The sequence below is a fragment of the Kovacikia sp. CALU 1929 genome, assembly GCF_056784235.1.
The window spans coordinates 64,414-87,621 of record NZ_JBXBCF010000097.1; the positions used below are offsets into that span (position 1 = coordinate 64,414).

A 23,208-nucleotide genomic window follows, 5' to 3' on the forward strand; every position below is an offset into this window, starting at 1 on the left:
CAGGCAGAGGGTAGCGGATATTGGCGGTAGATCAGGGAGGGGAGCGGAATCAGTGGTTAAGTGGTTGCTTGCTTGTTACCTGTCTGTGAACGCTCAGTTCTCCACGATTAATGCGATCTGCGACTTAGCTGAAATGCCTGCAAGAACTACCCACCCTTCGAGAAGCAAGCTACACCCTAGCCCTCAAGAGGACAGGCAATGTTTGAAAGCTCTTCTCCTTGGGGAGAAGGGTGGGGATGAGGGCAAATTAGTGGCACATCCCGTTATTATCCTTAATTCTCAATGCTCAACTTCTCCTCTCCTCTCCTCTGCCTTAAAACTGCCTTGTCCCCTTAAACTCAGACAATGTTGCTAGTTCTTCCAGGGATTGGACACCCATATAAAGCTTGCCTCTGATTTCCCAGGTGGGGTATGCCTCGATCTTGGCGGTTTTACACAGTTCAGGCTTTGCTTTTTCGCCTCTGGGGTCACATTCGATATAGCGGATGTAGCGATTAAAGGTCCCTTCTCCGAACAAATCCATCTGGTGATGGCAGTGGGGGCACCAGTAAGCGCCGTACATCTTGGCACCGATCGCCTGTAAGTGTTTCGCCAGCGCACTGATATTGGAATTGGTTTGGGCGGTGAGAGTTGGTGGAGATGACTCGGTGCGGGCAGGCGCTGTTCTAGTGGTGAGGTTGGCGGCGATCGCCAGAAAGCCTGCCAAAACAAACATTTGGCTTGTACGGGAAACTGGACGAAGCCAGGAAAACCAGGTTTTCATAGGAACGGGTTCAGGAGTGTAACGATACGGAGGAAACGGACTGGGGTTCAACCTTGTCGGCACAACTCCGACGGGTTGCCTCGACAAAGCGGCTGACCCGAATCGGATCAATGGGTTGATCCCGACGACCATGCCGCTTAAGCGAACTGGATGCAATCACCCCATCGGCTGCCTGCATCAGGGTGTGAATGTTTTCCCAGTTTGCACCGCTGCCAATAAAAACAGGAGTACCATGGGCGGCAGCACTGGCAAGCTCCAAGTCTTCCTGACTGGGAGGGCTTCCTGTTGCCCAGCCAGAGAGGATAATGGCATCTGCCAAGCCACGCTCAATGGTGTCCTGAACGGCAACGGTTAAGTTGGGGGAACTGAGCGGGCGAGCATGTTTGACCAGCACATCTGCAAAGATCTTGACCTGGCTACCCAGTTCTCGCCGGTAGCGCAACAGTTCATTGGCTCGACCCTCAATCAAGCCCTGGTCAGTTGCCATCACGCCTGTCAAGACGTTGACTCGGATAAATTGTGCCCGGGTACAGGTGGCGATCGCCATCGCACTGCGGGCATCATTCCGCAACACATTAATGCCAATGGGTAGCGTCACCATATTCATCAACCGATTGACGACGAGGGTCATAGCGGTGACAACTGCCGGGTCAACCTGGTCTTTGGTAAAGGGCGCATCAAAGAAGTTTTCCACCATAATCCCATCTACCCCACCAGAGGCGAGCGCTGTGGCTTCCTGCTCAGCGCGATCGATGACTGCTTTTAAATTCCCCCCCCAGCAGGCTGAAGTGGGCAAAGGCAGCAGGTGAACCACACCAATAATGGGATGGGGAGTCTCGAATATTTGTTCTAAATCCACGTGTGTATGGGTTCCGACTCGTCTTCAAAATCGGCTATCCAAATGATAGCTGTTAGCGTACCCGCATTTGCGGTTGTTTTGGGACATTCACCGCCGATTAGCTCAACTGCACTACGGGCTGGTTATCCAGCAGGGTACGCAATGCAAGTTGGTCTTCAACGGTAATGCGTAAAAATCGTTGGTCATCGACCCAAAACATAACCTTGACTCGATCGCTCCCCGGATGACCGGGTGGGTCAAGTTTAGCAATACTGCGGGCACCTTCGCGATCGTTCAGGGGTTGAACTTGAGCTTGGGCAGCACTCAGGCGACGGGTCACCAGGCGGTCCCCATCAAAGTAAACTTCTGTTTGCTCTGCTTCTGCCCCCAGTTCACCAATAATCAATTCAATACTGGGCTGATTATCCAAGGAAGCACCCAGCAACAGTTCTACTGGGTCACTCATGGGGTACGCCTGTCCCGCCCGGATCAAGGGGTGCCAGTTGTGGCAGTTATTCCGCCGATCCCAATAGCGAATGCCGTAGCTGTGGTAGAGAAAGTCTTTTAGCTCAACCCCCTGGCTGAGTTGCAGGGCACCCTCAGCGATCGCTTCAAACGGTTTCTGACACCGAATTTTCTCTGGTGCAAAATACTGCTGTATCCAATCCTGAACTGCCGGAATTTGTGCCGTACCGCCAACCAGCAGCACGGCATCAATATCTTCCACTTGTAGCCCTTGCCTGCGTCCCTGCTGAAGTACCTGAGCCATGCAGTCGTCTAACCGTTCAAAGAATTGGTGCTGTTTCAGGATTTCCTCAAACTGGGTCCGGCTGATTTGTAATTCGTAACTTTCAAAGGTCTCATCGTTAAAATAGACCTCTTGTGCCTGTGGTTGCAGGGAAAGCTGAATCTTTAAGCGCTCTGCCAGGCGGATTGTCAGGGGCGTGACCGGCAGTTCTTGGGTTGAGGCAAAATGGTCAGCCAGCCAATTGTCGATATCTGACCCACCCAGGTTTTGTCCCGCTTTTGCCAGCACGCGGGCAATTTTGGGCTTCTGCCCGCTCTCTTCTGCAAAGGACTTTTGCCCCCACTTGAGAATGAAGCCGAGGGGTTTGGATTGCGCTCCAGCGCTGATATCCAGTTGTACCAGGGATAGATCCAGGGTGCCGCCGCCAAAGTCCACTACCAATAAGGTTTGTCGGTTGGTTAAGCCATAACCCAGGGCAGCAGCGGTTGGTTCATCCAGCATTCGCACCTGTTCAACCTGTAAGGATTCACATACCCGCCCCAACCAGAGTCGGTAGGTTTCAAAGCTGTCTACTGGGACAGTGAATACCAGGGATTGCCCCGCCTCTGGCTCGATCGCCTTCAACTGCTGAATAATCTGGGTCAGAAACCATTGCCCGACCTGCTCAAAGCTGACAACCCGCCCGTCCAGTTCTGGCAGAAATCCCTGAACTGGGGACCCAATGCCACGCTTAAAATTCCTGAAAAAGCGAGAATCGGTGGCAAGGTCGAGGGCGCGATCGCGCACCATCTGTCCCAGAACGATCTGCCCCTTAAGCGCATCTTCCACATAGACCAGACTGGGAATCAGAGGGGGATTTTGCCCTGATTTGGAGGTAAAGCCTGGTAAAGTCAGGGTTTCTGGTTGTTGGGTTGCCCGGTTCCAGCGGGCAATCACCGTATTGCTGGTTCCAAAATCGATCGCAATGCCCATGCAAATGTTGCGCCCCTACTAAGAATCCTGGAGGTTTGATAGTTTTTGTGAAACCACCTGATCCCCAGGATTCCAAAAGTTGAACCTTCAGGTTAGCGATTGGAGGACACTGGCAGCCAATCGGTGGCAGTACCCCAAAATCCCCCATCTAAAAGTTTAGTTGCCCATCCTTGATGAAGCCCATTCCAAAACTTTCTGCTTTAGTCTTGAGCTTTTACTCGACTGTTGCCAACTCAGAGTCGGTGTTGCCGCGATTACGACGACGGGTCAGGGTGTTAAACAGCATTTGCCCGATCGCTTTAATCAGGCTACCTTCCAACTCCTTGAACATTTTCATGTTCAACCCAAACGCATCGTTTGCCTCATCAACGATGCGATCAGCCGTTGCTTCATCAACCGGCAGGTCATTCATTGCCTGACGGTAGGTGTTTTTAAACGCCTTTTCATCCGAAATCGTTTTGAACTCATAGAAAGCCGTTCCTTCACCCTCGGACAGGTTCATGCCAGTCTGGGCAATTTTCTTAAGAATTTGACCGCCAGACAAGTCACCGAGATAGCGGGTATAGGAGTGGGCAACCAGCAGTTCAGGCGCAGTATTGGATACTGTCTGGATGCGAGCAACATATTCCTGGGCAGACGCGGAAGGAGCAACCTGCTCTCGCCAATTGGGACCGTAGTAGTAGAACAGATCTTGTTCCAGGGCTGCTTTCCGATTCAACTCAGGAAAGTAAATTTTGGAAACAACGGGGTGTTCCCGCTGCCGCTCCATCTCTTCTTCCATTGCAGAATAGACAAAATAGAGATTGGAAACCAGATTACGATAAGAGGTCTTCTCAACGGTTCCTTTCAAGAAACACGCTACAAAACCAGTATTTTCTGCCATTGTGTGGGATTTTTTGGTCCCCTCACGCAGTTTGGTTGCTAAATTACTGCTCATGCTAAATCATCCAACCTATACGTTGACTTAATGGGTATCGGCACGTTTTGAAGCGTTAAGACTGAAACGCTAACAACCCCTGAATTGTTAAGGTAAACTGATTTGATGAGCGTTTTTGTTAAAAATTTTAAAGGTGAAGACCGAAAACTGAGGTTTCGCTCCTCGACCTTGAGAAAGAAAAGTTAAAAGTAACAGCCCTTTAACGCTGGAAAAACCCTGTCTTTCGGATGATTCTGAAGCGCTGTTACTTTGGAGTGGTGCTTCAAGGAAAAATTAACGGTTTGTAAATATCAGCCTTCCTCGGATTCGATCCTCGGTAAACCCATGCTGTAGTTCACGGCACGGCTATTGAGGTTATAGGAGATTTCGCCCTTTTGCAGCAGCGATCGCACAAAGTGTTCCAGGTCCGAACCAATCCGACGCAAATTATATTCGGTTAAATCGGCTCCTTCATAGGATTCTACGAATTCATCAAACTTTTGGTAGACTCTCTGGAGCGCATCTTCATTCCAGTTAAATTCGTTGTCCGGGTCAACATCGAGCGTTAATACGCCTTCACTGGGAACTAACTCATTGTTCTCAACCGTCGCGGTAAAGATATGAATATGACGGGTTGTAGACTTTAACAACATTAGAAGTAAACTCCGCTGGACTTGAAGGTGCCGGATCTGTTCTAACCGCTTATTGTAAAGGGGCGATCGCCCCTCTTACTAGGGGGTAGAGGTAATTGGTAATTGGTAATCGGGAAGGGGTGAGGAGTTGAAAATTGAAAGTTAAGAGTTCTAGACTCCCTGACCACTGGCTGCTACTAATGCGATGTGCGACTTTGCTGAAATGCCTGTAGGAACTGCCCACCCTTCGGGAAGCAAGCTACACCCTAGCCCTCTGCTGCCGGGAGAGGGGACAGGAAATGTCTGAAAGCCCTTCTCCTTGGGGAGAAGGGTGGGGATGAGGGCAAATTAGTTGCCCATCTCGTTACTAACAACCAATAGCTAATAGCTAACAACCAATCACCCCCTCCGTCTTTCCCCCAAATATGTAATTCCGATGGGGATTTCAGCTAAATTCTGGCTCAGTCTCTAGAAAACTGGCAGAATCAGTAAGGAGCGATGGAGATTATTAAGAATTCTGGTCAGATGCCTATGGATATTCGTAGCAATCAAGCTCAGAAGCATCAGCGCATCATTGGTTTGACCGGAGGGATTGGAATGGGCAAGACAACGGTTTCAGACTACCTGGCAACGGTTCACAAGCTTCCCGTATTAGATGCTGATATATATGCCAGGGAAGCCGTTGAACCTGGCTCGACAGTCTTAGAGCAAATTGCGGCACGTTATGGATCCGGAATTCTACTGCCTAATGGAGTACTCAATCGTCACCGATTGGGTGATATCATCTTCAGCAGTCCTCCAGAGCGACTCTGGCTAGAGCAGCAAATTCATCCCTATGTTCGCGATCGCCTGCTGGAGACGGTAAATGCCCCTCCTCTGGCTGACATCCAGCATAGCCCTATCCTGGTGATGGTGATCCCACTTCTGTTTGAAGCACGGATGACTGACCTGGTGACGGAAACCTGGGTGGTTCGTTGCCCATTAGAGCAGCAGTTAGAACGGTTAATCAGCCGAGATCGCCTTTCCCTGGAGCAGGCACAGGCAAGGATCAATAGCCAGATGGCGATTCAAAAGAAGACGGCCCGGTCTGACGTTGTGCTTGACAACTCATCCACCCCGGAAAATCTTTATCAGCAAGTGGATTTTAGATTGGCTCAGCAGCCAAATTGGCTGACTGTTCCACAGGGCTAACATTTAGACTGTGCAAATAACTCACCTATGGGCGCAACGCTGCAACAGATTGCTGGCTATCTTGACAACAAGGGCTGGAAATATCGGTTAGACGAAGACGAATGCCGCATTCTGACCGGTGTTCATGCCGATAATGTTGAAGACTTTCTGATCGTCATTCAACTGGATGAAGACGGAGAATTTTTTGAACTGTTCGCGCCTCGTGTCCTTTCTGGAGTTAAGGATCACCCCCATAAAACTGCTATTTTGCAGACGATGCTCTGCATTTCCTGGGAGACAAAGATGCTCCAGTGGGAGTATGACCCCTCTGATGGCGAAATCCGGGCAATTATCGAATTTCCCCTCGAGGACTCCACCCTGACCGAGCGCCAGTTCAACCGTTGTCTTTTCAGTCTGATTGAACTGGTCGATGAAATTGCCCTTCCCCGGCTTCAAGCAGTCATGGCAACGGGTCAAGACCCCGGCGATGTTACAGAAGGGGAAAGGCTGCTGCTGCGTCTGCAAGAAGAATCCCCCGGACTGTTGAATGCTTTAGAACGGGCAATGGAGGCACGCAAGCACCGGGGCAGGCTGCCCCCGTCGGAGTAGGAGCAAGCATTGCTGATTCTGGAATGGAAAAGCCGCTGGATAGTTGAAACCTTGTTCAACTTGTCCTGTTTTCTGCTTTTTAGCCACCCAAGGGCAGTCTTTTTTTAAGGCGTTGCTCATTCTGGGTATGAATTATAAAGTTGTATGAATTGAAACTTTGTTCCAATTCATACGGCTTTCAGCACCACCTTTTCTAAACTGCCTCTCCACCCACAATCACATTGCCAATCCGCAGACTGGGACCACCACATCCAACGGGCAACCCACTTTGTCCCCCTTTGCCACAGCCGCCTGATTCATCCCAGAAAAAATCATCCCCGATCGCCTCAATGTCTGCCAGAGTTTTAAAGGCGTTTCCAGATAGCGTCACATCCCTAACCGGTTCAGCAATTTCGCCATTGCGGATCATCCAGGCTTCACCGGCTGCAAAAGTAAACATTTCGCCATTCGTCATCCCACCCAGCCAGTTGCGGGCGTAAACGCCTTCCTGGATCCCATTAAACAAATCTTTAACTGGAGTGGTTCCCCGCTCAATCCAGGTATTGGTCATTCGTACAATTGGAGGATAGTGATAGTTAAGACAACGGGCATTACCTGTGGCTTCTTCGCCTAGCTTGCCTGCCGTCTCGCGGGAGTGAAGCCGACCCACCAGTACACCGTCTTGAATCAGCTGAGTCGTTGTTGCCGGGGTGCCCTCGTCGTCGTAATAGTAGCTGCCTCGATGACCCGCTGGAGCCGCCCCATCAAAAATTTGTAGATCCGCAGAACCAAACCGTCGCCCCAAGCTCATCACCTCCAGTAGATCCGGGTTTTCGTAGGTCATGTCCGCTTCTGACAGATGCCCAAACGCCTCATGAACAAACAGTCCGGTCAAGATCGGGTCAATCACTACCGTATAGGTATTCCCTTTCACGGGAGGCAGTGCCAGAGAGTCCACAGCCCGCTGAGCGGCACTTCGCACCTGGGCATCCAACCCCACCAGGTCTTCGTAAGCCTTCCGTGAACCTGTTGTCTCGCGCCCCGTCTGAACGGTCTCGCCATTGCGAGCGGTTGCTGCAAATCGCATTTCCATGTCCACCCAGGACTGTTCCAGCAGGGTTCCCTCTGATGTAGCCAGAATCAGATGTTGAGCGCTATCACCATAACGCACTGAAACGGTTGCTACCTTGGGGCTGATACTTCGGAGGATTTCACCATAGTGCTGGCAAAGGGCTTTCTTGTCAGCTAAGGGGATCTGACGGGGATCGGTGCCAGTGAGGGGAAGAATGCAGGTGTCTTGAATTGCAGGAATGGGTGCCAGTAGGGTTTCTTCATCTCCAACTAAACGGGCAGCGGAAATGGCTTCTTCAATGCGTTCTGCCAGGGTTGCCAGTTGGTTAAAGCTGGCAAATCCCCAGCCTCCTCTATGGCAAGCTCTGACCTGCCCCCCAATTGAAATTCCTTCACTCAAGGCTTCAATTTTGTTGCCTCTGAGTAAAATATCCGCCCCCTCTGCCGCCTCTAGCCGAATTGCCAGATAATCCACTTGAGTACGGTAACGAGAGATTAAGTCAGACAGTAAATCCTTAATATGGGCAGGCAAGTTAGCCATAGCAGACATCTGGTATGTGGTGAACTGCCTCCATTCTGCAATTATTTGCGTGTGGTTGCAAAAGGATGACGGGATTCCCGGCGAATGTGTCCGGTGGTAATGGCTTCGTAAAGTTTTTCTAGTGCCTGGACATCCACAGACCGACACCCTCCAACGGCGAGGACTTGACGGATCAAGCCTTCCGATTCAACGCTCAAGCACCCCGTCTGAAAGGCAGATTCAACAAGACTAGCAATCATAGAAGCACCATCCTTTACCCGTGACAGGTTTCTCATCTCTACTATGCGCAATTCCTCCGAGCCAAAAACTGATTGAGATCGCTCAAATGTGTGATGTTGTTCGGCTCAGAAAGTGACAGTCAGCAGGCTTTCGGGTGATGCTGGTCACAGAGGGCTGGTAATTGAGGGTGTAACCAACTTCCATGTCAGGCAGGCACCGTTCACCGCGAGTTAGAGTAGGGTTAAAGTACGCCGTCATTACCCTCTAGAGATATGAACCTATCGTTTAAGCAGTTGGCAACTTATGTCGCGCTACTCGCGGTTGGCGGTGGTGCTGGAGTGGTGGGAAGTCAATACCTGCTCAACCAGCCGCATTCAGAAAATTATTCCGGCTTGCCAACGGTGCTAAAACCTTATTCGGGTTCTGGCGACCAAACCACAGCAACAGCCGCCTATGAGCCAAGTAACTCCAATTTTATTGCGGTGGCTGTTGAGAAGGTGGGACCGGCGGTGGTGCGAATTGATGCTGCCCGCAAGATTGCTAATGATGTTCCCGATGCGCTCCAGAATCCCCTATTCAAGCGGTTTTTTGGGGGAGATTTGCCAGTGCCGCGAGAACGGGTGGAGCGGGGTACGGGGTCGGGCTTTATCCTATCGGCAGATGGACGGTTGCTCACCAATGCCCACGTAGTTTCGGGTACCAGTACGGTAGAAGTGACGCTCAAAGATGGGCGCACCTTTGAGGGCGAGGTAATCGGGTCTGACCCGGTTACAGATGTGGCAGTGGTAAAAATTAACGCTAACAGTTTACCTGTGGTTAATTTGGGTCGATCAGATAATCTGGTACCAGGGCAATGGGCGATCGCGATTGGAAACCCCCTGGGGCTAGATAATACGGTCACCGCAGGAATTATCAGTGCAACTGGACGATCCAGTTCTCAGGTAGGAGTTCCAGATAAGCGGGTCAGCTTTATTCAAACGGATGCTGCCATCAATCCTGGTAACTCCGGCGGTCCTCTGCTGAACGACCGGGGTGAGGTGATTGGGATTAACACGGCAATTCGAGCTGATGCCCAGGGACTTGGGTTTGCCATTCCGATTGAAACGGCTAAACGAGTTGGGGAGCAGCTTTTTGCCAAGGGGCGGGTAGAGCACCCCTACCTGGGGATTCAAATGGTCGATTTGACGGCAGCTTTGCGGAAGGAGATTAACGAAGACAGTGGTTCCAACTTAAAAGTCAATCAGGATGAAGGAGTCCTGATTGTGCGTGTGTTTGAAGGGTCTCCTGCCGGTCAGTCTGGATTACAGCAGGGAGACATTATCCAAAAAATTGATGGTAAACAGGTGAAGACCGCTGGGGATGTGCAGGCGAGGGTAGAAGCTACTGCGATCGGGTCTTCTTTGCAAGTTGAAATTAATCGCAATGGTCAGGTTCGCACGATTCCGGTGAAGCCTGGAGCATTTCCGGCGAACAGTAGATCCTGAACTGAACAGCAATTTGATTTCGCCCTTGCAACTTTGCCTGGTAGAGTGCCTGATCAGCACTGGAAATCAGGTCTTCTAAGGAGGACTGATTACTGGGGATAATGGTTGCTACGCCGCAACTAAGCGTCAGATGGTTGCTGATGGCAGAACCCCGATGGGCGATCGCGGCAACCTGTACCTTCGTGTGAATTTCTTTGGCAATGTGGATGGCTCCTTCCAGGGGGGTATTGGGTAAGATAACGGCAAATTCTTCTCCCCCATAGCGGACTGCCAGATCAGCCGGACGCTTAATAGTTTGTTCAAGCAGGCTGGCGACTCGCCTGAGGCATTCATCTCCCAATTGGTGTCCGTAGGTATCGTTATAGCTTTTGAAAAAATCAATATCCAGCAAAAGCAGGGATAGGAAAGACTGTTCCCGCTTGAGTCGCTGCCACTCCTGGTGCAGGAACTCGTCAAAGCAGCGGCGGTTTGCCAGTTGGGTCAGGCTATCAATGGATGCAAGGCGACGGAGTTCGCGATTGGCGAGTTCTAACTGTTCCATCAGTAGCCGTTCGTGCTCCATGGTTTGCCGGAGTTCGGTCATTGCCCAGCCAGCCTGTAAGATTCGCCGCACTCGTTGCCTCAGAACTGCCCAATGGATCGGTTTAGTCACATAGTCTACCGCTCCCACTTCAAACGCCCGATCGACCGATTGCTGATCGTTCAAAGAAGTAATCATCAACACGGGAGGGCATTGTTCGCCAAAGATACTTTGTAGCTTGGCACAGCAGGTAAACCCATCCATGCTGGGAAGAATGGCATCCAGGAGAACCATATCGGGTAATTGTTGCTGACATTGATCGAGGCATTGCTCACCGCTCATGGCTTCGATGACCTGATAGCCTTCTTTTTGCATGGCACGGCTTAACATCATACGCAAAGTCTTCTCATCATCCACGATGAGAATGCGCGCCAACCTGGTTGAAGCAAGATCAACCAATGTCATACCTCCCTCGGGTATAAGCTTCTAGCGCAACTTCTACCCGGCGATACTCGGCTTGAATGGAACCCAACAGCAAGGGTGCAGTGGACAAGGTACTGGATCGCCCTAGATTCTCCAAATTTTCACAAAGCTTTGCCAGACAGGCAGCGCCAATCGCAGCGCTGAGCGATCGCAGCGCATGGGCAGCTTTGTGCAATGCGGGTCCATCCTGTTGGGTGACGGCACCGGTGATGGCGTGCAGGCGTTGGGGGGCATCTTCCAGGTAGCTTTCAATAATTTCAGCTACCAACAGGTCTTCGTCATCGCTGGCAATGGTTCTCAGCCGTTGAAGCACCTGCGTATCCAGAGTCAGAATTGCATCCGGAGCAAGATCACAGGCTGAACGCTGGATGGGTGCCAGGTCTGGCTTTAGACTCAACCCCAAAGATGCATCAGCCGATGGATCGTAGACTTCATAAAATCGGTTCAGTGCGGTCACTAAGCTATCAACTGAAATGGGCTTGCTAATGTAATCATCCATCCCAGCACCCAGGCACCGTTCGCGATCGCCTTGCATCGCATAGGCAGTCATTGCAATGATCCAGGGATGGCAAGATGAACCCATCTGGCGAATGCGCCGAGTGGCTTCCAATCCATCCATACCGGGCATTTGAACATCCATGAAAATAATGTCAAAGGTCTGGTGTCTCAGGGCATCCAGTGCCTCCTGCCCACTGCTGGCAACCTCAGATGGGTAACCCATTCGCTTTAACATTCTGAGGGCCACTTTTTGATTAACCAGAATATCTTCGACCAGCAAAATACGAAGGGGTCGAGGTTGAGCCGATGTTAAGCCAAATTCAACTGATTTCAGAGGGGCAATCTCTCTGGCAGACCATCCATTAAATGCTTGAAGTAGGATGTAAAGGAGTTGGGAGCGTTTGATTGGTTTTGCCAACCAAGCTGTTTTATCTCGGGTCTCACTAGCCACTTTTTTGCCAAACTGGCTCAACAAAATCAGGGGAAGATGGGCAAAACCCCGAACAGAGCGGATGTGGTCTACCAGGTCTAAGCCATCCATTGGCGATAGGTCACTGTCTAAAATTGCCAGGTCAAAGCGGTTGAGTTTGGTCAAGAGTTCTACCGCCTCCGTAATCGACTCTGCTACCCACACATGCATTCCCCACGCCTGGGCTTGCAATGATAGGGTGCGTCGAATCGTGGCATTGTCATCCACAATTAACAAACATTTTCCTACCAGTTCAGCGGGTGGAGCTTGACTTTCCACATCCTGGCTATCAACCTGGGTGGTAATGGTGAAATAGAAAGAAGAACCGCTAGAGATTTTGGATTTTGGGTTTTGAATTTTGGATGGGATGTAAACCGTTGCCAGGGCTGCTCCGTTGCTCCGCCGCTCCGTTGCCCCGCCGCTCCTCTGGCTCAACCAATGCTCTGGGGGGTTTCCGCCCACTTCGCCCCCACTTTCGACCCACATTCTGCCGCCCATCAATGCGCTGAGCCGGTTGCTGATCACTAGTCCTAAACCAGTGCCGCCGTAGTGCCGGGTCATTGAGGTGTCAACCTGACTAAAAGGTTTAAACAGGCGGTGCATCGACTCTGCGGGGATGCCAATACCCGTATCGCTAACCGTGAACTGGATTTCGTAGGAGTGGGAGTGGGAGTTGGGAGGCGGGGAAGCGGGGCTGGAAAGGGATGGGATTTTAGGGCTGCTGTGTTTGGGGATGGCGGTATTGTCCACCAGGGGTTTGGCGGTTACTGTAACAAGGACTTCTCCGGTGTTGGTAAATTTGACAGCATTACTGAGCAGGTTGATCAGAATCTGGCGCAGACGGATGCTATCACCAGAAACAATAGTGGGCACTTGAGGATGGATAAAACAGGCAAGTTCTAGCTCTTTGGTGCCTGCCTGGGGAGCCAGCAGATCGAGCGCGTCTTCAATGCATTGCCGCAGAGAAAAGGGTTCGTTTTCCAGGTCTAATCTGCCAGAGTCAATTTTGGAGAAATCCAGAATATCGTTGATAATGGTGAGGAGGCTGTCTCCACTATTACGGATGGTACTGATAAAGTCCTGCTGTTGCGGCGTAAGGGGTTCGTCGAGCAGCAGTTCAGTCATACCGATCACAACATTCATCGGGGTGCGAATTTCGTGGCTCATCATTGCCAGAAATTCACTTTTTGCCTGGTTTGCGGCTTCTGCCTGTTGGTGCGCCTGTTCCAGCGCAGCATTTTTGATCGTTAGTTCGGCTCGTTGCTGCTTTTCTTGCTCCAGGAGTTGAGCTTGTGCCAGGGCAATCCCAACCTGGGCAGCTACAGCTTCCAACAGGTCTACTTCGTCTGCGGTCCACTGCCGATCGCGATCGCACTGGTGCAGCCCAAGCACTCCGTTCGTTTCTCCCTGATAGGAGGTGCGAATTGCCATCATCGATCGCAATCCAATTTGCAAACAGAGATCGGCAGCATTCTGCAACAGAGGCTCAGTATAAACATTGGGAGAGACTAGCGCCTGATCCTGTCGCAGCAGTTGTTCCATATGAGGGTTTCCTAGAATTGGAATTTCAATGGCTGCCAGGGACTCATAACCGGGTTCTCGGTATTCTGCTTTTAGGGGAATGCGAGGAAATGGCTCGGCTTCGTAGCTGTGGATCAGACAGCGGTTGACATTCAGTGCCCGACCGACCTGGCTGGCAGTAGTTTGAAAGATATTTTGGGTATCCAGGCTTTGGCGCAACTCTTCGGTGATTTGTTTCAGCAGTAATGCCCGTTGAAATTGTTGTTGTAATGCGGCTTCTGCCCGTTTGCGATCGGTGATATCAATGCCTACACTCAGCATTCCCACCAGGTTTCCGATGTCGTTGAATAAGGCTTTATTAGTCCACTCTACCCAGACGCGATCGCCATTGCAGCGCAGATTCTCGTTTTCATGGCGAACGTACCGCTCAGGATGCTGAAACATATCCTGGAATAGCAGGTGCATATCGTTGCCTGCGGTATCAGTTGCCGGAACCAGTAGCCCGACAACGTTTTTTCCCAGAATTTCGGCTTCCGTGTAACCAAAGAACTGCTGTGCCACTTCGTTGAAGTAGGTGACGATACCCTGAGCATCCAGGCGCACCAAGAAGCTGTTAGCATTTTCGACCAGTTCTCGATACTTGGCTTCACTCTCTTGTAATGCCTGATCTGCCAACTTGTGAGCGGTAACATCCTGTACCATACCCAGAGTAAACTGCACATCTCCGTTTCCGTCTCGAATGACACTGACCGTCAACCTGCCCCAAACGAGGTGTCCGTCTTTGTGAAAGAACCGCTTTTCCAGATGGTATGAGTCCAGCTTGCCTGCCAATAGGTCTTCATAGAGAGCAAGATCCTTCTCGATGTCATCGGGGTGGCTATGGTCAGCAAAGCTCATCTGGTGTAGTTCAGCATCACTGTAGCCAAAAATACGGTGAGTTGCCGGGTTCCACTGTTGGTAAAAGCCCCCCGGTTTTGTCAGGGAGATTGAAATAGCGGCATTTTGAAAAATCGACCGGAATCGAGTTTCACTTTCTCGCAGAGCCACTTCTGTGCGTTTCCGTTCGGTAATATCGCGGATAATCACCAGAACCTCATCGACGGCAACGGGAACAATCCGGACTTCTTCCTCGCGCGGATCTTCATTTAATAGAACTTGCTGCTCATAAATTTGCACCTCCCCGGTTGCCAGAGCTTGGTCAATGAAGTGCATTTCCCGTTCGGCATGATCTGATGGCAGCACTTGAAGCAGGTTATCTCCTGGAGCAAAGGGAATAATCGATTGCTCAAAAATGCGATCGCCGCTGACCAGGTCTAAATAGGTGCCATCCCGCCCTATGCGGATTAACAGGTCAGGAATCGCATTCACGATCGCCCGGTTGGTTGTTTCGCTTTGCCGCAGTGCTTCTTCAGTACGTTTACGTTCTGTGATATCACGCACCATGAACAGTACTTCGTCATCCCCGATCCGTGAAATGCGTACTTCCTCATCCTGGAGTTGCCCGTCAATCATGAGCGATTGCTCATACATCTGGCACTCACCCGTTTGCAAAGCCTGCTCAATATAGTGCAGCCCTTTCTGTGCCTCACTCTGGGGCAAAAATTCATTGAGTTTGCTTCCCGCTGTCATCCTAGACGGGTTGTTTAATCTGAGTTGTCCACTGCTGATGACATCCAGGTACGTTCCATCGGACTTCACACGCAATAACAGATCGGGAATGGCATTGATCAGTGCCCGATTGGTCGCTTCGCTGTGCCGCAGGGCAACCTCTGCCCGTTTGCGTTCCGTAATATCTCGCTGAATGGATAGGAAGTGAGTTGCCACCCCTGATTCAGCAAAGATAGGGGTGATAGAGATGTCTACCCAAAACTCAGTCCCATCTTTATGCTGGTTGAGAAGTTCGACCTGGATTGCTTGCTGATTAATCAGAGCCGTCCGAATTTTATCCAGCTCTTGTCGGTTCGTGTGGGATTTTTGCAGGATACGCGGAGTTTTACCAACAATTTCATCGAAACTGTAACCTGTCATGCGGCTAAAGGCTGCATTTACAAAGACGATCCGGGGACCCGGTAAATCGGACGGTTCAGCTTCTGTTACCAGCACTGCGTCACTGGCATGAATAAAAATCGATTCCAGTAGCCGCAACCGTTCTTGAGTCATGGGAGAACTCTCAATAAACCTGGCATATTCATATTTACAATGCCCAGGGGACACTATGCTGTATCAAATGGGCGGATAAAAGGACAGCAGGATGAAATTGGAACGAATTCGTCTAACTCTAAATTTATCTCGGGAATCAGCAACACCCCTGTACAGATATAAAGTGGAATAGGCGGTAGCCTGTATCTACAGTTCAGTATCGAATCCAGTCCAGAAGGAGCGGTGCCAATGTCTCAGGACGTTAGCCAATGGTTAGCTGAAATCAAAACCCTCAGACAGCAATTGGCAGAGGCTCAGCAAGATCGTGAGCAAGCCTATGCCAGCGCAGCCAACTGGCAGCGCCTGTATGAAACCGAAGCGCAGCAACGACGGGCTGATAAAGCATTGGCAAAAAAGACGATTGAAGACCTGAAACAGCAAATTCAGCAAATGCAAGGAAGCTTCCTGGCGGGAGAAACGGGACCAGATGCTCTGGCAATCATTCAATCAGAAGTTGCTCAATTAAAGACTTCCCAGGAGTTACAGGAAAAACTGGTTCAAGTTCTGGTAGAGCGCGATCGCTTGATGAAGGCACTCAAAACCGAACAAGCCAACCATGCTCAGACCCGCAAGGGATTAACAACAGCCCTGGGGGATGCGATCGACATGCTCTCGAAGGGGAAGGGAGATGGGGAGAAGGGTGATGGAGTGAAGAGTTGAGAATTAAAAGTTGAGAATTAAAAGTTGAGAACTACAAAGTTACAGAAGGGAACAGACCACTAAACTAGTGAACCCTCTCATCTCTTCCCTGAATGACGCCCCTAGACACTACTTCACAACACCTGATCATCCATCGGCAGCAGTTGCTCCGGGTCGATAATCTCTGGGAATAGCTCAAGCCTCGGTTCACTTTTAAGCTGAGAGAAAATTCGATACTTATCCGGGTCAAACCTCGGAGCTTGCTGCAATTCATCAACATCCATCTTGATCAGGTTGTACTGCACGTTCTCCGCATGAATGGCAAACGTGACATTAAACACTTCCAGAAAGTTGACTACCCAGGCGCATTCATCCTCAGGATAGTCCTGGTAATACTTAATCAAATGGGCAATACAAGATTCTAGATGGGTGCGGGCATGTTTGCAAATCAGGATAATTTTCAGTAAAACAATGACCAGTGTAACCGGGTTTCCCTGAGACAGTAACAGGACAAAAAGTTGGGATGGATCACTCTGGTTCTCTGTCGTTAAATACTCGATTACCCGATTGCAGGTTCGTAAAATCAGCGCATTGGTGATAACTTCATCCTCATGGCTCTCATAAAGTGTATCTAGCCGATCTGCGAGCTTTGTTTGTAAAGATTCCACAAATTCCCGGTTTTCGACTGAAAAGATCAGGTATTGCCGCAGGCTTTGTTTAAAGTCTCCATAGGTTAAGTTCTGGATCTGATTGACAAAAATGTTTGCCAGGTTGGCATAGCTAAAGGGTCCTCGCTTTGCGACGATCGCCTTAATTAAACGAAGCACCTCATCCCCAAGTACCGTCGGATTTTTAGGCGTTCGTTTGGCAGGAGCACTGGTTTGTGCTCTGGCAATATACATCGCCAGGTCAAACTTGAATCGATCCTTTAATTGTTTGGATAATGCCCGCGCTGCCTCTCTTTGCTCAATTGGGTTACTTAAGTCAATATATTGGGGAACTAGTAAGTAGGAGGTATATCGGGAACTCCAGGGACCCCGCTCATGATCTTCATAACGAGATGCAAAGAGCCTTAGCTCCTCAAAATCCTTACTCTTGACAAAGTTATCAACCCACTGCCTCAGTCGTTTCAGTGTCGGAGACGAAGTATGACGGTTAAGGGTTGAATCCGAAAAGGTTTTAACTAATTCCTGAATCGGCTTGTAATTTCGGGCGGCATCCCAGTTATTGATCAGGATATAACAAGCACGCTTCAACGTATTTCTAAATTCTTCCTCGTTGTTCGAAAAGACAATTTCATACAACGATTGCATTGCATCCGAGTTAACAGAGTCTACGTGGTAGACGAAAAGACGCTTGAACTCTAACAGCACCTCTTCAGGGGGCCACTTTTTAACCACTTCCAGCAAAAAGCTGTAAATAGCTTCCTGGGACTGCTGAATGTTCCGTCCTGGCTTACTCAGCCGGATAGTCGGTTCCATTGGGTTTGAATAGATATTGTCCAAAGCATTCCTGGCGATCATACGTACTCAGGATGATAGGGTCTGCATTTTGCTAAGGCTGAACGGGAATCGACCGCCCCGTGATAGCGCTAAACTTTTACGTCATCGATCAGTTCCATCCAATAAAATGCCAGCCAGACAAGCAATTCCGCTAAATCTTTTGGAGTGAAGTGAAGCACTTAGGGAACTGCTGCCAGTACATTGGTCGTGAACTTACGGGCTAACAGTAAAAAAACAGCACTCAGAGATACAAATCTCAATTCACCCATCGTGAAAATACTTAGCGTCTCATTATCATGAGGGATTTGTCCACTGTGCTGGGTGATAAAGCCTATCCAGGGATAGTGATGATAATGAGTTAGATGAGTGATTTCTGTCACAAAGCGACGACTTTTCATAAGGGGCACACCCAGATCAAGCGAAAGTGAATTCAATTAGAGCTGAATTCAGTCACAATACTCTTCTTTCCTAAAATTTTAGCTAGATGCACGCATGGACAAAACAGTAGCCTGTTCTCCAGATCAAATACTTCACACGTTTCTTAAATAAAACCTGTCGTATTCATCAAGAGATGTGTCTCTCGATACCACTTTTTTTCCTTCACCCTAGAATCTTTGAGGCATCCACAAATAAGCGATGCTTATCAATATTCATCATTAGGTTAACCAGATTGAGTGTCAGGCTCCTATCAAAAAGCTATGAAGCCATCATAGGCGAGGTCATTGCTAATGATGTCACTCTTAAGGCTGAGGCACGATCCCTAAATCTTAATTTTTTGTAATCGGGGTTTGTTGAACATCTACTGTATTCTAGCGAACAGTCAAATGGTTGAAAATACATAAAATCAATTCGGGAAATCGTGAAGATGTTTTTTACAAGCCCTCAGCGTTGAGCAGGTCAAATAATCCGTCATCTAGTTCATATCCAAATATTTGGGCGATCGCTTTCAGACGGGATCTGCCTTCAATCTTTTGTCCTCTCAGCCAGTTGGTCAGGACAAAGATTTTATGCATGACAAAGATTTCTAAAGCCTCTGGATTGTATTGAATCCCGTCCTTGGGATGAAATTGGTGGGGTACCAGCATGGCAGTGTAACGGGTCAGTTCTCCCGCTTTCCAGTCCAGCAGAAATGGAAGCCAGGGGTACAGGGCATCCAGTCGGACAAACCACAACCGAATTTCTGGAATTTCTGGCAATTCACGGGGGTCTTCTGGCTCCCTGGGGTAGTCAATCTGAAACTGAATTTGCTGTTCATGCAGAGCGATTGCCCCTGCCTGCAATAACGGTTCAATTACAGATAGGGCAGGAGCTAGATCCAGCGTGTTAATGCTGTCGGCGTTGAGGGCGATCGTGATGGTCATAGGTGCAAAGTAGGGGGTGCAGGGTAAGGGGTGCGGCGGGCAGGGTAAGGGGTGGAGGGTATAGGCTATAGAGAGTAAGGTACAGGGATTTGAGGATCACAATTCTCCATTTCATACCCATCTGTGTGGATTTGCAACTGATAAAGCTCCACTCCACCGTTTCCACATGGGGAATACTCCACACCCGATACCTACTCCCGACCCTCACCATCATCTCCACTATGGCTCACCTCTCCCAACGCCGACCAGAAAACGTTTGTGGTGACTTTTACGTCGATCGCACCTGTATTGACTGCGATACCTGCCGTTGGATGGCACCTGAAGTCTTCAGTCAGTCAGGCGATCAGTCTGTGGTTTACCATCAGCCTGCGAATCAGAAAGAACGTCTACAGGCAATGCAGGCGCTGCTATCCTGTCCAACGGCTTCGATTGGAACAATTGAGAAACCACTGGATATTAAGATTGCCCAACAGAGTATTCCGATCGCGATCGCTGCCAATGTCTACCACTGTGGCTACCATGCTGAAAGTTCCTTTGGCGCTGCCAGTTATTTGATCCAGCGTCCTGAGGGGAATGTCCTGGTAGATTCGCCCCGGTTTGCTCCCCCTCTGGTCAAGCGACTCGATGAAATGGGTGGTGTCCGTTACCTGTACCTGACCCACCGGGATGATGTAGCAGATCATCAGAAGTTTCACCAGCACTTCGGTTGCGATCGCATCCTGCACACAGACGAAATCACCAGCAGCACCCACGATGTTGAAATCAAGCTGTCTGGACAGGAGCCTGTACAACTTGCGTCTGATCTGTTGATTATCCCGGTTCCAGGACATACCAAGGGGCACACCGTTCTGCTGTATAACCAAACCTTTCTGTTCACTGGTGATCACCTTGCCTGGTCTGAAGACCGGGGGCATCTGATTGCCTTTCGTTATGCCTGCTGGTACTCCTGGACAGAACTCACCCAGTCCATGAAAAAACTGTTGCCTTACTCCTTTGAGTGGGTGCTTCCAGGGCACGGTCGCCGCTACCACAGCGATCGGCAGACGATGCACCAGCAGATGGAGAAGTGTGTCAAATGGATGGAAGGCTGAGGGGTATCACCCCTGATCCAGATCCGTGCCGCTGGGGAACGATGACATTGACCCCACTGGCAGGAACTCCTTTGGCAAAACTGATTCCCGTTCAACTAGAGGATGGCGCTGTCCTATATATTGAAGCGCAAGAAGAAACTGAAAGAGCTGAAATTATTTCCCAGGAACCCTATGAGTCGAATGGTGAGCAGCGACGTGGGGGTGCCAAGGGGATTGGGATGCCTACCCGAATAAACCCGGCACAATCGATGGAAATGGTACAGGGCACCATTCGGACCTATACGGTTTATTGTCTGAATGCGTTCAAAAATATCGGTCTCGCCAATGTAAACGAAGTGACCCTTGAGTTTGGAGTTAATCTGAGTGCGGATGCGGGCATTCCCTACATTGCCAGTGGTAAAGCTCAAAGTAACTTGAAGATTACAGTCAAGTGTTCTTTTAAGGAGCCAGAGGCAACCCTGGTAGAGCAATCAGCCAACGCTACAACATAGATTGGGTTGAACCTTGTGAAACCCAACATTGCAGGCGGTTATCGGGCGATCGCGGTCGATCAACCACCGCAGCGATCTTTAAAACAGTTGACCTACAAGGATACTAAATCCTGGACAGGGCTGATCAGCTCATCATCCGAATATAGGGTCAAACTTAACTTTAAGATGCCGTGATCGCGGCGATAAACCTCAACTTTACGTTGTTGACGGTCAGCAATCCAATATTCCACAACCCCATAGCTGGAATAGAGCTTCAGTTTGGATTCTCGGTCTCGCCGCTCATTTTTCTCTCCGGGAGACAGAATTTCAACCACCAATTCTGGGGACGCAATCAGATGCCCAGCCTCATCAAGCATCGTGGCAAGGCGTTCATGGCTTGCCCAGACAACATCTGGAATGACACTATCGCTTTCGGAGAATACCAGACCAGGATTTACGGCTGCTTCGCCCAAGCCGCTCTCAACTGACCAGCTTTCGAGTGCCATACCAAATTTAACGGAGACGTTCTGATGTTTCCAGTGAGGTGCTCTGGTCACAAACAACTCTCCATCAACAATTTCGTAGCGTCGCCCGTCGTCCGGTAGCAGTTCAAGATCTGTGACTGTCCAACGGACATCCGGACTGGAAGTGGTCATGGCGTGTTGTCCTGAAAGACCAGCTAAGTACAAGGCTAACGTAGATTTTAAGCAGCGATCTCTGATTGCCTCTCCTGGCAAGATTGAAAAGTGACAGCGAAACTCAGAGGGTTGAGTTAGGAACGAACAAATTCAGTCAGGCTATACAACACAGACCAGACACCAATAAACAGAACCGGTGGACGGGTTAAAAATTCGACAAACTCCAACACATACAGCAAGCCAAGCAAGAGACTTTTACTGGTTTCAGGCATGGTGACAACTTCCTGTGTAGTCTGCTTTGTTTATCACTGTAAGTAATCCCAAAATTGGTTGACAGTACCCATTGGTGTAACTTTGTCAAGTGTGGATGAGGGTGTGGGTGGATCAGTGAATGAATGAGTCAAATCAGTAGATGGGAAGCCAGGTAGCCCATTCACTTATCGACTCATCTACCCTTCCACCCATCCACACTCAGACAACCCCATCACGCTACGGTAGTGAGCCTCGACCTGATCAATCATTTGAAACTGGTGGGGGTCAGTTTCCTGATTCTGATGAAGTAGGGCTTGCTGGAAGCGATCGCCATTCACACTTTGAATCATCCCGCCCGCTACCACGCGATTACCCCTGACCCAGACGCTATCCACCGCATGGGCGGGTCTACCCAAAACCAGTAGTTGAACTGGATCAGTCCGAGGGAGCAGAGACAGATTTGTGAGGTCATACAGGACTAAATCGGCATCCTGTCCAACAGTGAGGGAACCCACCTTGTCTGCCAGATTCACCCCTTTAAAGCCGCCCGCCGATGCCATTGAGATCGCGGAGCGGGGAGTAATCCAGTGGTTGTACTCAAAATCTGTGACATTGTGCAGAATAGAACCTAACTTAATCGATTCCAGTAGATCTTGGGCATCATTACTGGCGGCTCCATCGCAGCCAAAACTGACATTAACCTCTGCCCGCAAATACTTCAAAACAGGCGCAATGCCGCTACCCAACCGTAAGTTGCTCAACGCATTGTGAACCACCGTGGATTGCGTTTCTGCCAGGATGGCAATATCCGGTTCATCCAGCCAGATGGCATGGGCAAGGGAGGTGCGGTAATCCAGGAAGCCCAACTGTTGCAGGTGGCGAACGGCACTGCCCCCATAACGTTCCTGGGCGAGTTTGTACTGTGCTTTGGTTTCTAGTAAATGAGTGTGGCGACAAAGATTGTAGCGATCGCTTAACTCAGCACAGCCTGTAAACAATCCATCAGAACAGCGCTGAAACCCGGTGGGACCAACCGCGATGTGAATTCCAGCATCGGGTTCATGGAATTGGGTAATGATGGCTTCCATCTGTGCCAATACTTCCTCGGTAGAGAGCGGGAAGGGTTTGGATGGCAGAGATTTGGTTCCCCCTGGAAACCCAGCAGCAAAGGGTTGATCCTGAAGCATGGGAGCGATAAACGCTCGGATGCCCACTTCTTTGTAGGCACGCACAGCCGCAGCGATTGTCTCCAGTTCATGATTCGCAATCGGTAGCAGGTGATCCATGACGCAGGTGCCACCGGACAGCAGCGTGTTGATGGCAGTTCCCAGTGCCCCCAGGTAAATCTTCTCCAGATCTCTGGTTGATGAATCGAATACGTCTGCTAACCATAATTCCAGGGGCAATTGGCGGATTAACCCCCGCTGCCAGAACTGAGGGGAGTGGGTATGCCCATTGACAAAACCGGGAAGCAGGAGCTTGTTGGTGGCATCCACGGCGGTTCCCACGACTGGCAGGCTGGGGGCGATCGCCGCAATCTGCCCTGCTTCAATTTGCACATCAACGGTTGCGTATCCCTCCTCAACCGGGATCAAGGCACCACGAATTGTATAGGTCACGGGC

General features: G+C 50.0%; 20 protein-coding genes. 6 read left to right on the plus strand and 14 right to left on the minus strand.

Features of this window, described 5'->3' with window-relative positions; all coding sequences use genetic code 11:
- Positions 1-313: 313 nt before the first annotated feature.
- From AC1S52_RS27040 to ndhM, 5 genes are all read right to left on the minus strand, one after another.
- A complete protein-coding gene (locus AC1S52_RS27040) occupies positions 314-763 on the minus strand; it encodes a hypothetical protein (protein WP_482032147.1) in 450 nt (149 codons plus the stop codon).
- A gap of 10 nt (positions 764-773) precedes the next feature.
- Positions 774-1,622, minus strand: a complete 849-nt coding sequence (btpA, locus tag AC1S52_RS27045; protein WP_482032148.1) for a photosystem I biogenesis protein BtpA — start codon at positions 1,620-1,622, stop codon at positions 774-776.
- 97 nt (positions 1,623-1,719) lie between these two features.
- Positions 1,720-3,321, minus strand: a complete 1,602-nt coding sequence (locus AC1S52_RS27050) for an Hsp70 family protein (protein ID WP_482032149.1) — start codon at positions 3,319-3,321, stop codon at positions 1,720-1,722.
- 214 nt (positions 3,322-3,535) lie between these two features.
- A complete protein-coding gene (locus AC1S52_RS27055; RefSeq protein ID WP_482032150.1) occupies positions 3,536-4,258 on the minus strand; it encodes a biliverdin-producing heme oxygenase in 723 nt (240 codons plus the stop codon).
- Between the two features lie 290 nt (positions 4,259-4,548).
- Positions 4,549-4,890, minus strand: a complete 342-nt coding sequence (gene ndhM / locus AC1S52_RS27060; protein WP_482032151.1) for an NAD(P)H-quinone oxidoreductase subunit M — start codon at positions 4,888-4,890, stop codon at positions 4,549-4,551.
- A gap of 510 nt (positions 4,891-5,400) precedes the next feature.
- Here ndhM and coaE point away from each other — a divergent pair.
- Positions 5,401-6,060 (plus strand): dephospho-CoA kinase, encoded by a 660-nt coding sequence (coaE, locus tag AC1S52_RS27065; protein ID WP_482032152.1) that lies wholly within the window; start codon positions 5,401-5,403, stop codon positions 6,058-6,060.
- Positions 6,061-6,087: 27 nt separating this feature from the next.
- The gene (locus AC1S52_RS27070; protein ID WP_482032153.1) at positions 6,088-6,648 is read left to right on the plus strand and encodes a hypothetical protein; all 561 of its coding nucleotides are present in this window, start codon (positions 6,088-6,090) and stop codon (positions 6,646-6,648) included.
- A gap of 193 nt (positions 6,649-6,841) precedes the next feature.
- On the opposite strand, the gene AC1S52_RS27075 is transcribed toward AC1S52_RS27070, so the two are convergent.
- Positions 6,842-8,239, minus strand: a complete 1,398-nt coding sequence (locus AC1S52_RS27075; protein ID WP_482032154.1) for a TldD/PmbA family protein — start codon at positions 8,237-8,239, stop codon at positions 6,842-6,844.
- Between the two features lie 41 nt (positions 8,240-8,280).
- On the minus strand, positions 8,281-8,478 hold the full coding sequence (locus tag AC1S52_RS27080; RefSeq protein WP_482032155.1) for a hypothetical protein: 198 nt from the start codon (positions 8,476-8,478) through the stop codon (positions 8,281-8,283).
- A 252-nt stretch (positions 8,479-8,730) separates the two neighbouring features.
- On the opposite strand from AC1S52_RS27080, the gene AC1S52_RS27085 reads away from it, so the two are divergent.
- Positions 8,731-9,942: an HhoA/HhoB/HtrA family serine endopeptidase gene (locus tag AC1S52_RS27085; RefSeq protein WP_482032156.1), complete on the plus strand. Its 1,212-nt coding sequence runs from the start codon at positions 8,731-8,733 to the stop codon at positions 9,940-9,942.
- Here AC1S52_RS27085 and AC1S52_RS27090 read toward each other — a convergent pair.
- Both AC1S52_RS27090 and AC1S52_RS27095 read right to left on the minus strand, forming a co-directional pair.
- Positions 9,872-10,927: a GGDEF domain-containing protein gene (locus AC1S52_RS27090; RefSeq protein WP_482032157.1), complete on the minus strand. Its 1,056-nt coding sequence runs from the start codon at positions 10,925-10,927 to the stop codon at positions 9,872-9,874. The genes AC1S52_RS27085 and AC1S52_RS27090 overlap by 71 nt on opposite strands.
- Positions 10,914-15,593 (minus strand): PAS domain S-box protein, encoded by a 4,680-nt coding sequence (locus AC1S52_RS27095; protein WP_482032158.1) that lies wholly within the window; start codon positions 15,591-15,593, stop codon positions 10,914-10,916. Before AC1S52_RS27095 ends, AC1S52_RS27090 begins: the two co-directional genes overlap by 14 nt.
- A 228-nt stretch (positions 15,594-15,821) precedes the next feature.
- Here AC1S52_RS27095 and AC1S52_RS27100 point away from each other — a divergent pair, with 228 nt between their 5' ends.
- Positions 15,822-16,292, plus strand: a complete 471-nt coding sequence (locus tag AC1S52_RS27100) for a hypothetical protein (RefSeq protein WP_482032159.1) — start codon at positions 15,822-15,824, stop codon at positions 16,290-16,292.
- 113 nt (positions 16,293-16,405) lie between these two features.
- Here AC1S52_RS27100 and AC1S52_RS27105 read toward each other — a convergent pair whose 3' ends face one another.
- A complete protein-coding gene (locus AC1S52_RS27105; protein WP_482032160.1) occupies positions 16,406-17,752 on the minus strand; it encodes a hypothetical protein in 1,347 nt (448 codons plus the stop codon).
- 893 nt (positions 17,753-18,645) lie between these two features.
- Positions 18,646-19,134 (minus strand): CRR6 family NdhI maturation factor, encoded by a 489-nt coding sequence (locus tag AC1S52_RS27110; RefSeq protein ID WP_482032161.1) that lies wholly within the window; start codon positions 19,132-19,134, stop codon positions 18,646-18,648.
- A gap of 221 nt (positions 19,135-19,355) precedes the next feature.
- On the opposite strand from AC1S52_RS27110, the gene AC1S52_RS27115 reads away from it, so the two are divergent.
- Positions 19,356-20,225 (plus strand): MBL fold metallo-hydrolase, encoded by an 870-nt coding sequence (locus AC1S52_RS27115; protein ID WP_482032162.1) that lies wholly within the window; start codon positions 19,356-19,358, stop codon positions 20,223-20,225.
- A gap of 41 nt (positions 20,226-20,266) precedes the next feature.
- On the plus strand, positions 20,267-20,716 hold the full coding sequence (locus AC1S52_RS27120) for a CU044_2847 family protein (RefSeq protein WP_482032163.1): 450 nt from the start codon (positions 20,267-20,269) through the stop codon (positions 20,714-20,716).
- 92 nt (positions 20,717-20,808) lie between these two features.
- Here AC1S52_RS27120 and AC1S52_RS27125 read toward each other — a convergent pair whose 3' ends face one another.
- From AC1S52_RS27125 to AC1S52_RS27135, 3 genes are all read right to left on the minus strand, one after another.
- Entirely contained in the window at positions 20,809-21,351 is a 543-nt protein-coding gene (locus AC1S52_RS27125) for a Uma2 family endonuclease (RefSeq protein ID WP_482032164.1), read from the minus strand.
- Positions 21,352-21,467: 116 nt separating this feature from the next.
- Positions 21,468-21,605, minus strand: coding sequence for a hypothetical protein (locus AC1S52_RS27130; protein WP_482032165.1), 138 nt, complete (start codon positions 21,603-21,605; stop codon positions 21,468-21,470).
- Positions 21,606-21,782: 177 nt separating this feature from the next.
- Positions 21,783-23,204 carry an amidohydrolase gene (locus AC1S52_RS27135; RefSeq protein WP_482032166.1) on the minus strand — a complete coding sequence of 474 codons (1,422 nt, stop codon included), beginning with the start codon at positions 23,202-23,204 and terminating at the stop codon, positions 21,783-21,785.
- Positions 23,205-23,208 lie beyond the last annotated feature (4 nt).